Genomic DNA, 14508 nt, shown 5'->3' on the forward strand with positions numbered 1-14508 from the left:
GACTATTATATCACGACAAGAAAAAAAATCAATATCTTGTGTCAAGAAATTTGCTCAAGCACAACATATTGATTTTCAACTTATTTTTGTTGATAGATATGAAAGCTTGTCGTATCAGCTCTATCTATCATTCGATAGTCATTTTTTAAATGTTTTTTTAGATTTTTAGGTAAAGTCATCTTATCATTGACAATAATATAGCTAGCATTATTCTGTAAAAGTTCATCAACTAAAATGCGTTTGTTCTCAGCTTTTTTCACATTAACAGACGGAGAAGCAAATTGGGAAGCTGTTTTTCGCTGACCCTCTAAATAAATTTGTGAGGTCTGATCCCAAACATAAATTTTTTCTGATTTTGCGACCTTTTTCTTCACAAAGGTAATAACAGATTCTCTATCCCTTACTAGAAGATTAAGCTCATGATAAGAATACATCGATAGCCCTAGTGACAAAATAATGACAACTAAAGGTAAATAATAATTCTTTTTAAAATAAAGGCTGATTAAAGTGAGAATGCCATATTTGCGTCTTCTTCCACGTCGATGACTATTTAATTTTAAAGCATCAGCGTAATAATTAGCAAAGGGAAATACTGTCAATAACAAAGCAAAAGGAAGTAAACCTAGTAAATGAAAAGGGTAAAAGTCACCACTGAATGCAGCAAAAACAAAATAAGTGATTGTGACTGAAACTAATAACCACTTGATATAGTAGTCATTGACTTGATTTTTTGTTTTAAAGAAATAATAATAACCGTTGAGGAAACCGAGACCAAATAGAAAGGCGAATTGAATTACTAGTGAAAGTAAAACTGGCAAATCTCCTACCCTAAAATAGGTGAATTGATAGGCAACGGCCTGAGAAATATAGGGCCCTAAAATCTGTAAATCAAGAATGAAATAACCAGCAGTGTAAAAAACTAATGATAAACCCCAGATAATGGCTAATAATTGGTAAAAGCCACGAGCCAAGTGTTTTTGTTTTCGATTATAGATAATAATAGCAATGGCAACAAAGAGCCAAAAAACCAGCGTTTTAGGTTCTAAGAGCATTGACATACCACCGGCCAAACCAAATAGAATAAAAGACTCATCTTTGGTTAATTCAGCAAAATATTTGGTTAAGAACCAAAGTGCCATTAAAAGGAAAGGCATGGCAAATTGGACAGGGTACATCCCACCAAATCCAAGCGTAGCCATAAACATATATAATAATAAGGTAAAACTGAGTGATACCTTTCGATTACCAACTATAAAATGAACCAACTTATAGAAGTAAATACCTGACATATAAAATGCGATACCTTCAAAAATCAGTAACCAGAAGCTAGAACCCCAGAAATAACTTAAGGCAATCAAAACAAAATAGAGCATTCCCCCACTAGTGAAGACTTCACTATAAGGAATTTGTCCTTTTGCCAACATCATCCCGATATAAAGATTTTGCGATTGCAAAGGATTTGCAAAGTGTAGAAAAAAAGGATTAGCGACACTGAAAAAAGCTAGAAAAATACTAAAGCATAAAATATAGCCTTTATGTAAATTTGGTACCTTAGTTTCGTATTTTGTAGTATGAATTGTTGGGCCGTCATCCATTGGAATATCTGCTAAATCCGGCATATAATCATCAGTCATTTGACTCACTTATCTTCTCCTTGAAATGTCATACAACAAGTATATCAGATTAATGGCCATAGTCAATTTCAGATCCCAAATTGTAAAAATTCTAGTCCAAAATGATAAAAAGGAAAACAAAAAAAAGACCCCTCAGGGCCTTCTATTATTCTTCGTCTAAAAAGCTATTGAAAACTTCTTCAATCATATCCCATTCAGCATCTGAATCTTCAGGAATTGGTTGTAAATCGCCTTCAGTACCATCTTCATTTTCAGTAAATGAGTAAGCCTGAATTTCAATTTCACCAGATTCATCTTCTTCAGAACCAGCTGGTACTAAAAGAACATAGTTTTTACCAAATTCTTCTTTACCATCAATAGTTAATAGGATTTCAAATAATGATTCATTACCTTGTTCATCAACAAGCGTAATAACTTCATGTTCGTGATCATGATCGTGGTCGTGATTATGTGCCATTTTTTTCTCCTTAGTAGGTTCTATCTAAATAATTTTGTAAAATAAGCTGTGCAGCTAGTTTATCAATAACTTTTTTGCGTTTCCCGCGACTAACATCCGCTTGTTCAATCAACATTCTTTCTGCTTGAACAGTAGTTAGACGTTCATCCTGATATTCCACAGGAATCTTAAAAAGTTCTTCAATTTTTTGGCCATAGGCCTGACTAGCTTCAACTCGGGGACCACTTGTATTGTTCATATTTTTAGGTAAGCCAACAACAAATCGATCTACCTTATACTGTTCTACAAGCTCTCCCAAGCGATCGAAACCGAAAATTTCTTTCTCTTCGTCAATCTTAATAATTTCAAGTCCTTGAGCAGTAAAACCTAGGGGGTCACTAATAGCAACTCCTACTGTTTTTGAACCTACGTCCAATCCCATTACTCTCATTTAACGTCGATACCATTTCCTTTTAGATAATAACGAACGAGTTCTTCTACAATTTCATCACGTTCATATTTGCGAATTTGGTTTCGGGCATCATTATATCTTGGAACGTAAGCAGGGTCTCCACTTAATACATAACCAACGATTTGATTGATTGGATTGTAACCTTTTTCCTCTAATGAATGGTAGACAGCAGTTAAAGTTTCACTAATCTCTTTCTTATCTCCATCATCTAATTTAAAGCGGACTGTTTCGTCTGTAAATCCCATACTGACACCTTCTTTCTAAACTAAGTGCTATGATTTATTATAGCTTATTTTTAGAAATTTAACAAGAAATCTAGTTATGAGACAAGAAAAAAAGCTCTAAGAAGAGCTTTTTTTACAAGGCTGCACGCAAGCGTGCCTCCGTATTTTCGATGTTACGTATAGAGCGAGGTAAGAAAGCTCTAATGTCATCTTCCTTATAACCAACTTGTAATCGTTTATCATCAATTAAAATAGGACTTTTAAGAATACGAGGATTGTCCTGGATTAAGTCGATGACTTCACTCACACTCAATTCTTCAATATTGCAATTTAGTGCCTTAGCATAACGGTTTTTAGAAGAGACAATGCTCTCTACACCATTTTCTGTTTTTGATAGAATTGCTAAAATTTCTTCTTTTGTTAAAGGTTCTTTTCCTAAGTTCTGTTCTTTATATGGGAGCTTGTGGCCATTTAACCATGTTTTCGCCTTTTTGCAGCTCGTACAACTTGAAATCGTATAAATTTTAATCATGTTGTTGTTCTCACTTTCTATTTCGTGATATGATAATTGTAACATAGTTAGAAATCATGAACATAGGTCTTTGGACCTATTTTTTTGTCCTTTTTTGGCTAAATTGCCCGATTTTTTGTGATTTTTCTCCCATTGTAACAGGCTTGTAATCGCTTTTACACAATTTTAAACTTCTCCGATCGAAGTCCTCCAAACTCCAATTCCAAATATAAATCACATGTCTCTATGGTCACCTAGTCGAATGATTTCTCCAAATTCCGAGGCAATTGGTAGCAATTTGAGAAAGTATGCTTCATTACTTAGACACAGAACACAAAAAAAGACCCTTAGGTCTTTTTTATTAATCTTCAATTTCGATGGCATCATCTAGATCTAGAAAAAGGTCATCTGCTTCTACCTCAGCAGGTGAATCTAATACTTCCTCTGTCTCATCTTCCAACAAGCCTACTTTGACACGGACTTTATGGTCAATTTCTTCAAAGATTTCAGGATGATCTGCTAAGAATTTTTTAGCATTCTCGGAACCTTGACCGATTTTCTCACCATTGTATGAGAACCAAGCTCCAGCTTTTTGAATTACATCTAAATCAGAGGCAATTTTAATAAGTTCACCTGTACGTGAAATACCTTCACCATACATGATTTCAACTTCTGCAACTTTGAATGGAGGAGCAACTTTGTTTTTAACAACTTTGATTTTTGTTTCCTTACCAATATTGCTATCTTTTTGATCGCCAGTACCTTTAATTTGTGTATTTCCACGAACATCTAAACGGACTGAAGCGTAGAATTTCAAAGCACGACCACCAGGTGTTGTTTCAGGATTACCAAACATAACCCCAACTTTTTCACGCAATTGGTTAATGAAAATAGCAATTGTTTTTGTTTTATTGATTGAAGCTGATAGTTTGCGCATAGCTTGACTCATCATACGTGCTTGCAAACCAACGTGACTATCACCGATATCCCCATCAATTTCAGCACGAGGTACTAAGGCTGCAACAGAGTCCACAACAACAAGGTCAACGGCACCTGAATCAATCAATTTACCAGCAATCTCAAGACCTTGTTCACCTGAATCTGGTTGAGAAAGAAGTAATTCATCAATATTAACGCCAAGTGAAGCTGCATAAGCAGGATCTAAAGCATGCTCAGCATCGATAAAGGCAGCAATGCCTCCTTCTTTTTGTGCTTGAGCAACAGCATGTAGTGCAACTGTTGTTTTACCAGAAGATTCTGGTCCGTAGATTTCGATAATGCGTCCTTTCGGATAACCTCCAGCACCTAAAGCAATATCTAGAGCAAGGCTTCCAGAACTCATAACTTGTACTTTCTGCTCAGCTCTTTCACCAAGACGCATAACAGCACCTTTACCAAAATCTTTTTCAATATTCTTTAAGGCATCGTCTAAAGCTTTGCGGCGATCATCGCCAAACTTTTTAGTGATTTCTTCTGTTTTTTTAACTTTTTTTGCCAATTCTTTCTCCTCTTTCATTGGAAGCTCCATCATATTGATTTTTTATGATAAAAGGCTCCCAGACTTATGTTATTATATCAAATTACAACTTTATAATAAAGTTTTTCGGACCAAATTGAATGCATGCATCATTGCGATATAGCGAATGTCTGACCGACTTCTTCCACCAATTGATACTTGTATGGATTCTGTTTTTTCGGTAGTTGAAATACCAATATAAACCGTTCCAGCTGGATGTCCTTCTAATTCACCTGGGCCCGCAACTCCTGTTAAGCCAACACCAATATCAGATTGCATTAACTGACGTGATTTCAGAGCCATTTGCTGAGCGGTAAAGTGACTGACAACGCCATGCTTTTGTAAATCGACAAGTGGTATACCTAACATTCTTGCTTTTTCTTCTATGCTATAGGTAACATAACCACCCTTAAATAGTTGCGATGAACCTGAAAAATCAGCAATCTTCGCTTGAAACATACCAGCCGTTAAACTTTCAGCCGCACTTATTGTCAATTTTCTATTAAGGATGTTTTCGAAGACAACTTTTGCAAGGCTATTGTCTTCACCATATCCATACAAGTACTCTGATAAAGGAGTCTTATCTAAACTCCTTACAGAGAGTAATTCTTTTTCAAGAGCATCTAATTTTTCATTAGCCTCTTGCTCACTATTTGATTTAGTGGATAGTCGTAAAGTAACTTCTCCAGTTTTTGCATAAGGAGCAATCGTCGGGTCAGTTTGATTCTTGATATATTCCGATAGAACTGTTACTAACTGACTCTCACCGATTCCAAAAAATCTTAAGACTTTAGAATAAAGGATTTCATTTCCTTTACTTAGCAAAGGCACTAAATGTTTTGTTACCATGGGTTTTAATTCACTAGGTGGCCCTGGCAAGACAACATAAGTTTTTTCCCCATCTACTAATAATCCCCCAACAGCAAGACCTGTAATATTTTGAATAGGAATTGAACCTTCTATTATCTGTGCTTGTCTTTCATTGTTGGATGTTCTTGAACTCTTAGGCCGCGAAGCAAAAAATTGATCCAGTTTATCCTTCGCTTGCTGATCAAAGACTAGTGTTTTTCCTAAAAATCTAGCTAAGGTTTGTTTAGTCAAGTCATCTTCTGTGGGACCGAGGCCACCAGTCAAAATGATTAAATCGCTCCTTCTACTAGCCATTTCAATGACATCTAGTAACCTCTTTTCATTATCACCTATTGCTGTTTGATAATAAACATCAACTCCAATCTCAGCCATCTTTTCTGAAATAAACTGTGCATTTGTATTGACAATTTGTCCGGTTAGAATTTCCGTTCCAACAGCAATTATTTCAGCATTCATTTAACCACCTACTTAATCATTCGTAATTTTATTTCATTTTATCATAAAAAATCTAAAATCATTTATTAATTATAGCCGAAAACAAGAAAATAGTAAAGTTATTACTTTACTATTTTGTCATTTATTTAAAACTACATGTGCATTCATGATCATTAACCATTCCTGAGGCTTGCATAAAGGAGTAAATAGTGGTTGGTCCTAAGAATTTAAAGCCGCGTTTTTTCAAGTCTTTAGCTAAGGCTACCGATAGATCGGTTTGGGCAGGAACTGGATGCTGCTGGTCGACCAAGTTGTTGATGGGCTCACCATCAACAAATCCCCAGAGATAGTCTGAGAAAGATAGACCTGCTTCCTGCATTTTTAGCAGGGCTTGTGCGTTGTTGACGGTCGCTGCCAACTTCAATCGATGGCGGATTATGCCTGGATTCTGTAAGGCGTCAGCCATTTCGTCTTCGGTGAACTGAGCCACTTTAGCAATCTCATAATTGTGGAAAACCTGGTTGAAAGCAGAGCGTTTTCGCAAAACAGTCAGCCAAGAAAGGCCAGACTGATAGGATTCTAAGCAGAGAAGTTCGAAAAGCTTTTGATCATCATATATGGGCTTGCCCCATTCCTTGTCGTGATAGTCGCAATAGAGTTGGTTATCCACAGGGACCCATGCACAGCGTTTTGTCATTTGTTACCCCTTCATCAACATTTTAAGGGCTGACTTGATGTACTGCTCAGCCGTTTCGTCGGTACCTTCAAAGAATGCTCGAATTTTCTTAAGCTCTGTTGCTTTATAGCCGAGCGCCAATAGTGCCTCAATGGCTTCATCAAGTTGCTGATTTGCAGATGTTTGGCTTTGGCTCTGCTTCTGAGCATTTGCGGGTGCTTCCACAAACTTGCCGGCCAAGTCAAGAATCATTTGCTGTGCCGTCTTCTTACCAATTTTAGGGAACTTCATCAAGTACTTAATGTCACTATTATCAATGGCAGTAACCAAGCCTTGGTTATCATCAACTGCAACAATCGCTAAGGCTGTCATTGGGCCAATTCCTGAAACCGAAATCAGTTTTAAAAAGACATCCTTTTCATCTTCGGTATGGAAACCAAATAATAGGTGGGCATCCTCCCGGATAACTTGATGCAGATAAATGGTCACATTTTGGTTGACACTATCTGTAAAACTATAGGGATTGGCAACATAGATAATATATCCTAAGCCACTTGTCTCAACGACAATATATTTGGCAGTAATTTTAGTTAACTGCCCTTTTATGTAATCAAACATGTTATACCTTTGCTTTCTGTTTTGCTGCTAAAATGATCAGATTCATTCCCATAATAGCAATGATTAAGAAGACGATTTGAACGCCTAGTAAACCTGTAAAATGACTCAAAGAAACGATTAAGCCCGCTAAGATTGCTCCCAAAGGCTGGGCCATTGAAATAAATCCGGTATATGAACCAATTTTAGATTGATCCATCATATCTGCTCGCAAGACCTGGCTTGCTGGAACATTAATCATTTCACCAATAGTAAATAGAACAACTGCTATCACAATCCCCCAAAAATGACTTAGTGAAAAGGCTAAAAACATTCCTAAGGTAAAAAGGGTCGTTCCGATTACGAACTGTCTCATAAGGGGCCATTTTTCTGTTAATTTGTTGGTTAGGGACATTAAAGTGACTATCAATACAGTATTGATAAATACCATGATTGACAACATTTTTGCACTGGTTATGGTATACCCCAAAAGTTCTATTTGCTCAAATGCCAGCTTTAAATGGACGGGAACGTAATTATCCATTTGTAGCCAAATACTTGAAGAAAGGATAGAACCTAAGGTAAAGAGGAGAAAGGCCTTATCAACGAGAACCTCTTTATAGTTGCCAAAAGTTCCTTTTAGCCCCAAACTATGGCTAAAGTTGTCATCGTCAGGTCTCGTTTCATCAAAATAGCGATAGGCAATATAAAAACAAATAATATTGGCAATTAATAGGGATATCAATAATTCTAAAAAGTAATAGTCATAGAAAAGGCCCGAAATTCCTGCACCAAACATGACAGCAATATTGATAAACCAATAATTAATGGTATAAACGAATTTACGATTACTCAAATCCGTTAGATCAATCAACATGGCTTCATAGGCTGGGGCGTAAAAGCTAGAAGCTAATTCTACTAGCAATATGCCAAGAAACATGACTGTTGGCAAGACGTGGCCGGGAAGATTGGCAATAATTGTTAGGAGCCAACCTAAAGTTGAGCCAATTGAGCCGTAGATGACAACCTTTTTCCGGCCTATGGCATCAGATAAATGACCGCCATAAAGGCTTCCAAAGAAGCCGGCTAAACTGGTCACCATCATCAAAATCCCTGTCCAAAATGTCCCGAAATAACTGGTGTAGTACATGGCCATGAAAGGGAAAATGCTTGAACCCAAGGTAATGGTCACAAAACGGACCAATTGCCTGATTTGTATTTGCTTAGATAAGTTAAAAAACTCTTTCATGACTTCCTTTCTAATACTTGCCTAAATCCCTCAAGCTGGTATGATTCTCTTGAATTCGTCGGAACATTTTTTCCATATCTGCTTTACTAAAATGAATCAATACTGGTCTGCCATGAGGACAATTATAGGGATTTTTGCATTGAGCTAGTTGTAGGAGTAATTGTCGCGCTGAATAATCATCTAGTGTATGGTTTGCCTTGATAGATTTTTTACAACTCATCATAATGGCCAACTCAGCACGATAGGTTTTAATCGAAACTTCCTGGGTCAAGAGCAGCATATCGCACATCTCATAAACCCCTGATTCAATCTCACTTTCCTTCATCCAAATGGGATGCTCCCTCAAGATAAAGGTATTGTTACCATAAGGCTCCAGATAAATGCCAACCTCATTCAGTAAAGGCATTTTTTCTTGCAGATTTAAGAAATCAGCCCCTGAAAACTCAAATAAATAAGGCACTAAAAGCTGCTGTAAACTACTGTCAACTTCCCCAATTTTTTCCCGATAGTATTCATACTTGACACGTTCTTGCGCCGCATGTTGGTCAATAATAAAGAGGCCCTGGTTGCCTTGAGCAAACAGATAAGTCCCGTGCATTTGACCAAAATATTCGAGTTCAGGGAAGGTTGACGCCTCTTCATTTTCTAGCTTATCAACCAGCTGTTCCAATTTCTTTTTATTTTTTAGGATTTGGTCGGAATGGTCCCCATCTTCTAATTCAATATCGGGGCGACTAGCATGCTTAACAGAAGACTGCATGTTTACAGCTGGGCCTTCTTCAACAGGGTTGACTGCCTTGTAAACATCTCCCATGTCATCATTATAGACCGGTCTATCCTCGCTAACTTCGTTTTTTTCCACAAAAAAGTCATTGCGTTGAGGGTCATAATAAAGTTTACTAGACTGTAAAGGTAAACGTGTTTGTTCCACTTTAACCTTTGTTCTAGTAGATGATTTAGCCAGATTTTCTAAAGCATCTGGAATCAAATCTTGGACTTTAAGAGCGTCCGCAATAGCTGCAGAAATGAGTGCCATCAATTCTTTTTCTTTAGAAATACGCACTTCTTGTTTGGTAGGGTGAACATTGACATCAGCTAAATAGGGATCAATTTGAATATCAATAACCACAATTGGAAAACGACCAACCATCAACTTAGATCCATAACCATCAAGAATAGCCCGGTTCAAGAGGAAATTTTTGATGTAGCGACCATTAATTAATAGGGTGATATAGTTACGATTAGCTCTGGTTAATTCTGGCAAGCTAACGTAACCAGACACTTCAAAGTCCAAATCAGCATTGGAAATTTCCACCATCTTTTTAGCCGTTTGCAAGCCATAAATGCCAGCAATTGCCTGCTTTAATTGACCTGATCCAGATGTATTGGTCATTTCCCGACCATCACTAATTAAACGGAAAGCAATCTCAGGATGCCCTAAACTCAAACGATTAACCACATCGACAATATGAGCCAACTCCGACTGCATACTCTTCATGTACTTGAGACGAGCAGGGGTATTGTAAAAAAGGTTCTCAACCGTGATTTTAGTTCCGACAGGCGTTGAAAAATCCTCTTTTTTTTCAATTTTCCCGCCACGTACAAAAATCCGCGAACCAGATTGGGCAGTTTCTGTTGCCGTTTCAATGGTTAATTCACTAATGGAAGCAATAGAGGGTAGAGCTTCACCGCGGAAGCCCAGCGTTCTAATCCGGAAAAGATCACTTTGATTTTTAATTTTACTGGTGGCATGTCTCAAGATACTTTTGGGCAAATCTTGAGCTGACATGCCTTCCCCGTTATCCGTGATTTTGATTGATTTTAAGCCAGACTCTTCTATTTCAATAGTAATTTGACTACTAGCCGCATCAATTGCATTTTCGACCAATTCTTTAACGACACTAGCGGGCCGTTCAATAACTTCACCCGCCGCAATTTGATTGGCCAATATTTCTGGTAGCTCGACTATTTTATTCATTGACTTGACCTCACATTCTTAAGGAATATTATAACATAAAAGGTAAAGAGACTTTGGGCTTTTCTAATTCCAGAAAATGGAGGCACTTTACTTCTTTTTCAATTTTGTACAAATCAGATCAAACTGGTTACTTATGTATACTAATTTCACTTTAGTCACACTTGTTGTTTGAAAAGCATCTTTACAGGGTTTTCACTGTCAACTTAAGAATCCAAAACCTTAATATATAAGCATTTAAGCAGTCAATTGACAGTTCTGTAAAGTTACTAATAACTACCAAAAAAACAATCCATAGGATTGTTTTTAAAGGTCTTTTTTCAAGTCATAAAGGATGGTCATTGCTTCCATAGGCGTCAGATTCATGACATCAATTTCCTTTAGTTTTTCAATGATATGCTCGTAACTATCATTTGCGAATAAATCTAACTGTTGATTACTTTCAGTAGTATTTACTTTTGCTTTATCAGACCAAGGTGTAGCCACTGATTTGGATTGGCTTTCTAACTCCCTTAATATCTTATCAGCTCTTTGTAAAAGATTTTGTGGTAAACCAGCAATTTTGGCGACATGGATACCATAGGATTTATCGGCTGGCCCTTCAGAAATCTTATGCAAGAAAGTCACCTCTCCTGCTTTTTCCAAAGTTGCAACGTGAACATTATGCAGACCTGATAATTCTTGAGACAAGGCTGTCAATTCATGATAATGAGTAGCGAACAGGGTCTTAGCTCCAACATTATCGTGTATATATTCAATGATTGACTGGGCAAGTGCCATACCATCGTATGTCGCTGTTCCCCGACCAAGTTCATCAAAAAGAATCAAGGAATTTTGACTAGCTCGCTTAATAGCTTGATTAGCTTCCATCATCTCAACCATGAAAGTTGATTGCCCGGAAATCAAATCGTCAGCAGCACCAATTCGGGTAAATATTGCATCAAATAATGGTAAGTTGGCTTGATCAGCCGATACGTAGGAACCCATTTGGGCCATAATGACTGTCAAAGCCAGTTGGCGCATGTAAGTCGACTTACCACTCATATTTGGTCCAGTAATCAATTGAATGGTTACTTGATCACCTAAATCAATACTATTTGGGATGTACTCTCTAACACCCATGACTTTTTCAACAACAGCGTGACGACCATTAATAATGGAAACCTCTTTACTATGGTTAAACTGTGGCCGTACATAATGGTTGTTTTCAGCCACTTGAGCTAAACTTTGTAAGACATCGACTGTGGCAATGGCTTTGGCTAAGAGTTGCAAACGTGAAATGTAGGATTCTACCCGAGCTCGCACCCTCATGAAGATATCATATTCTAATTGAGCTGATTCTTCACGCGCCTCCAGCATCTCCCCTTCAATCTTGGCTAACTCGGCTGTGCCATATCGCTCCGAATTTTTCAGCGTTGCTTTTCTAAAGAAATGGTCAGGAACCATGGAAAGATTTGAGTTGGTTACGTGGAAATAGTAACCGTCTTTTTTGTTGTAGTCAATCTTGAGGTTATTGATGCCACTAGCCGCGCGCTCCTTAGCCTCAATCTCGGCAATCCAGCCAGTACCTTCCTTCATGACCTTGCGATAATGGTCCAAACGTTCATCAAAGCCAGTCCGAATAATATTGCCTTCACTGATTGTTGCTTGGGCATTTGGGGCAATAGCCGAGCGGATTAGACTTTCAAGTTCTGGAATCTCGTCAATTTGGCTAATCAAATCATCCAATTCCGTATGGCCAATGGCAACTAGAACGGCCTTGATATATGGTACTTGGCCTAAAGTCTGTCCTAATTGAAGAAGATCTTTAGGATTAACCTTACCAAAAGAAACGCGACTGGATAATCTTTCGATGTCATAAACACCTTTTAGACTGTCACTCAGGTCAGCACGTTCAATAAAGTTTTCTAAGAGTATTTGAATGATATTTTGACGTTTTGCAATAGCCTCTTCATTAATTAAAGGACGGTCAATCCAGGTTCTTAAGAGACGCATGCCCATTGCCGTCTTGGTTTCATCCAATAGCCAATATAGAGAGCCGTGTTTCTTACCCGTTCTAGCATTCTCAATCAGGTCTAAACTTGCTTTGGTACTAAAGGACATTTGCAAGTAGTCCTTGATTTCATAATGAACAAGCTTTTGCAAATGGGATAATTCTCGCATTTGCGTCTCTTGAATATAGGCTAACAATTTAGCAGCAACTGTCTTCTCAAGCTCTGATATATCGGCATCTAAAAGAGTCGTCTCATCACTTACAGCTTGACTGAATGTCAGCAACAAGTTATGGTCTTGTCTCAATAGTTTTTCTTGACTGTCACTTAAGTCAAAGCCCACAAGGACTTCTTTGGCTTTAAGATTGAGAATCTCACTACTAAGGCTGGTGAAATCTGACAAGGTCGTCACATAAAATTCACCTGTGGCCAAGTCCATGTATGAAAGTCCAAATTGATTGCCATTGCTATCGATGGCTACTAAAAAGTTATTGGCTGAGTTGGGTTTAGCAGAGTCGACAACTGTTCCCGGAGTAATGACCTGAACAACTTCACGCTTAACCACTCCAACAGCTTTTTTAGGGTCTTCCATCTGTTCTGCAATGGCCACTTTATAACCCAATTCAATTAAAACATCAATATATTGTTGAACGGAATGATGAGGTACTCCCGCCATTGGAATTGGATTTTCAGCATTTTTATTACGACTGGTTAAACCGATTTCTAAAATTTGCGCCGCTTTAACCGCATCCTCATAAAATAATTCGTAAAAATCTCCCATTCTAAAAAGCAAAAAAGCATCTGGATAATCTGCTTTTATGTCCAGATACTGTTGCATTCCAGGAGAAATCTTAGGATTGGACATCCCCAACCTCCTTATTAACTTTTTCTTCTATTGTCTTTGTAATATATTGTATCAAATCACTAGCATCTTGCATCTTTTCACGATAATCCTCGACCAAAGGATGGTTTTCGAGTTCTCCTTCAATCGTTTCTGCAAGTTTACCGGATTGATCTGCTGCTCTCTCTTTTTCAATCTGCTTAAAAAGAATGGCATCTTGTTGTTTTTTTTTCATTTCAAAAGCTAATGCTTGCAATTCAGGATGCTCCTGCATTTGTTTTTCAATGCTTTTAAAGGCTTGGATACTGGGGTGTTTAGCAATAGCAGTCAAGAGTTGAGTGAGAGAGTCATCATAAAGTGTCATATGCTTAAGACCAAATCTTTTTCAAAACGCTCTGCAATTTCTTCGTTGCGACAAATAACCAATAACGTATCAGCTCCTGCAACAGTACCAATGATTTCGTCGATATCGTCATTATCAATTAAATTAGCTAAAACATCTGCTTCACCTAAATTTGTATGGAGGACAAGCATAAAGCCAGCACGGTCCACTTTTAAAACATAGTAACGTACATCTGGGCTAAATGGAGAAGCCATTGGTTCTGATAAACTGTAATAAAGTTTTCCTTCTTCATTACGAAGTTTTAATAAACCAATTTCACGCAAATCACGAGATAGGGTTGCTTGTGTTACTCTAATGCCTTCTTTACTGAGAAAATTTTTGATTTCTTCTTGCGTACCAATATGTTCCGATTGGATGATGCGCTTGATTTGATTTTGTCGCTCAATTTTATTCATCTGTTCCCACCCTCTTGTATAATTATCCTTTTAAATTATATCAAAAAATACTTAATTTTTCATTAACTTATCATTTGTTTTAGATTTCCCTAGCTTTTAGCTAGCCTGAAAACCCTTTAAAATTAAACTTAACCATTCTATTTTAAACTTTCGACCAAAAAGTAAGTGTAAGATTTATCACATTTTTCGACAAAAAGTGATTTTAGTATAATTTCCCAAATCATTTCTTCTTTATTTTGAGAAAATGTGATAGAATGGAGTGACAAACTATTTTAGGAGAAACAAG

Annotated in this window: 14 protein-coding genes; all 14 read right to left on the reverse strand. The window is 37.3% G+C overall.

Annotated features, from left to right (window positions below; translation table 11 throughout):
* Positions 1-80: 80 nt before the first annotated feature.
* The 14 genes from A9Q68_RS07830 to argR all read right to left on the reverse strand — a co-directional run bounded on the left by A9Q68_RS07830 (position 81) and on the right by argR (position 14222).
* On the reverse strand, positions 81-1634 hold the full coding sequence (locus A9Q68_RS07830) for a glycosyltransferase family protein (protein ID WP_106404007.1): 1554 nt from the start codon (positions 1632-1634) through the stop codon (positions 81-83).
* A gap of 145 nt (positions 1635-1779) precedes the next feature.
* Positions 1780-2091, reverse strand: a complete 312-nt coding sequence (locus tag A9Q68_RS07835) for a DUF1292 domain-containing protein (RefSeq protein ID WP_071794157.1) — start codon at positions 2089-2091, stop codon at positions 1780-1782.
* 10 nt (positions 2092-2101) lie between these two features.
* Positions 2102-2521 carry a Holliday junction resolvase RuvX gene (gene ruvX, locus A9Q68_RS07840; protein ID WP_071794158.1) on the reverse strand — a complete coding sequence of 140 codons (420 nt, stop codon included), beginning with the start codon at positions 2519-2521 and terminating at the stop codon, positions 2102-2104.
* Positions 2518-2787 carry an IreB family regulatory phosphoprotein gene (locus A9Q68_RS07845; RefSeq protein ID WP_071794159.1) on the reverse strand — a complete coding sequence of 90 codons (270 nt, stop codon included), beginning with the start codon at positions 2785-2787 and terminating at the stop codon, positions 2518-2520. The genes ruvX and A9Q68_RS07845 overlap by 4 nt, the downstream gene beginning before the upstream one ends.
* 112 nt (positions 2788-2899) lie before the next feature.
* Complete coding sequence (gene spx, locus A9Q68_RS07850) at positions 2900-3298, reverse strand: transcriptional regulator Spx (protein ID WP_071794160.1); 399 nt, start codon at positions 3296-3298, stop codon at positions 2900-2902.
* 340 nt (positions 3299-3638) lie between these two features.
* Complete coding sequence (gene recA / locus A9Q68_RS07855; RefSeq protein WP_071794249.1) at positions 3639-4775, reverse strand: recombinase RecA; 1137 nt, start codon at positions 4773-4775, stop codon at positions 3639-3641.
* A gap of 90 nt (positions 4776-4865) precedes the next feature.
* Positions 4866-6119, reverse strand: a complete 1254-nt coding sequence (locus tag A9Q68_RS07860) for a competence/damage-inducible protein A (protein ID WP_071794161.1) — start codon at positions 6117-6119, stop codon at positions 4866-4868.
* 121 nt (positions 6120-6240) lie between these two features.
* The gene (locus A9Q68_RS07865; RefSeq protein ID WP_071794162.1) at positions 6241-6795 is read right to left on the reverse strand and encodes a DNA-3-methyladenine glycosylase I; all 555 of its coding nucleotides are present in this window, start codon (positions 6793-6795) and stop codon (positions 6241-6243) included.
* Positions 6796-6798: 3 nt separating this feature from the next.
* Positions 6799-7392 carry a Holliday junction branch migration protein RuvA gene (gene ruvA / locus A9Q68_RS07870; RefSeq protein ID WP_071794163.1) on the reverse strand — a complete coding sequence of 198 codons (594 nt, stop codon included), beginning with the start codon at positions 7390-7392 and terminating at the stop codon, positions 6799-6801.
* Position 7393: 1 nt separating this feature from the next.
* Positions 7394-8617 (reverse strand): MDR family MFS transporter, encoded by a 1224-nt coding sequence (locus A9Q68_RS07875; RefSeq protein WP_071794164.1) that lies wholly within the window; start codon positions 8615-8617, stop codon positions 7394-7396.
* Between the two features lie 10 nt (positions 8618-8627).
* On the reverse strand, positions 8628-10595 hold the full coding sequence (gene mutL, locus A9Q68_RS07880) for a DNA mismatch repair endonuclease MutL (RefSeq protein ID WP_071794165.1): 1968 nt from the start codon (positions 10593-10595) through the stop codon (positions 8628-8630).
* Positions 10596-10898: 303 nt separating this feature from the next.
* Positions 10899-13448 (reverse strand): DNA mismatch repair protein MutS, encoded by a 2550-nt coding sequence (gene mutS, locus A9Q68_RS07885; RefSeq protein ID WP_071794166.1) that lies wholly within the window; start codon positions 13446-13448, stop codon positions 10899-10901.
* Positions 13435-13788: a YlbF/YmcA family competence regulator gene (locus tag A9Q68_RS07890; protein WP_071794167.1), complete on the reverse strand. Its 354-nt coding sequence runs from the start codon at positions 13786-13788 to the stop codon at positions 13435-13437. The genes mutS and A9Q68_RS07890 overlap by 14 nt, the downstream gene beginning before the upstream one ends.
* On the reverse strand, positions 13785-14222 hold the full coding sequence (gene argR / locus A9Q68_RS07895; protein ID WP_071794168.1) for an arginine repressor: 438 nt from the start codon (positions 14220-14222) through the stop codon (positions 13785-13787). Before argR ends, A9Q68_RS07890 begins: the two co-directional genes overlap by 4 nt.
* Positions 14223-14508 lie beyond the last annotated feature (286 nt).

The organism is Streptococcus bovimastitidis (assembly GCF_001885095.1).
Classification (GTDB): Bacteria; Bacillota; Bacilli; order Lactobacillales; family Streptococcaceae; genus Streptococcus; species Streptococcus bovimastitidis.

Excerpts from the sequence above, each read along its gene's own strand:
- ruvX (WP_071794158.1), bottom strand. The coding sequence starts at position 2,521 with ATGAGAGTAATGGGATTGGACGTAGGTTCAAAAACAGTAGGAGTTGCT.
- mutL (WP_071794165.1), bottom strand. The coding sequence starts at position 10,595 with ATGAATAAAATAGTCGAGCTACCAGAAATATTGGCCAATCAAATTGCG.
- mutS (WP_071794166.1), bottom strand. The coding sequence starts at position 13,448 with ATGTCCAATCCTAAGATTTCTCCTGGAATGCAACAGTATCTGGACATA.
- ruvA (WP_071794163.1), bottom strand. The coding sequence starts at position 7,392 with ATGTTTGATTACATAAAAGGGCAGTTAACTAAAATTACTGCCAAATAT.
- A9Q68_RS07860 (WP_071794161.1), bottom strand. The coding sequence starts at position 6,119 with ATGAATGCTGAAATAATTGCTGTTGGAACGGAAATTCTAACCGGACAA.
- A9Q68_RS07875 (WP_071794164.1), bottom strand. The coding sequence starts at position 8,617 with ATGAAAGAGTTTTTTAACTTATCTAAGCAAATACAAATCAGGCAATTG.
- spx (WP_071794160.1), bottom strand. The coding sequence starts at position 3,298 with ATGATTAAAATTTATACGATTTCAAGTTGTACGAGCTGCAAAAAGGCG.
- A9Q68_RS07865 (WP_071794162.1), bottom strand. The coding sequence starts at position 6,795 with ATGACAAAACGCTGTGCATGGGTCCCTGTGGATAACCAACTCTATTGC.
- A9Q68_RS07835 (WP_071794157.1), bottom strand. The coding sequence starts at position 2,091 with ATGGCACATAATCACGACCACGATCATGATCACGAACATGAAGTTATT.
- A9Q68_RS07845 (WP_071794159.1), bottom strand. The coding sequence starts at position 2,787 with ATGGGATTTACAGACGAAACAGTCCGCTTTAAATTAGATGATGGAGAT.
- A9Q68_RS07890 (WP_071794167.1), bottom strand. The coding sequence starts at position 13,788 with ATGACACTTTATGATGACTCTCTCACTCAACTCTTGACTGCTATTGCT.
- argR (WP_071794168.1), bottom strand. The coding sequence starts at position 14,222 with ATGAATAAAATTGAGCGACAAAATCAAATCAAGCGCATCATCCAATCG.
- A9Q68_RS07830 (WP_106404007.1), bottom strand. The coding sequence starts at position 1,634 with ATGACTGATGATTATATGCCGGATTTAGCAGATATTCCAATGGATGAC.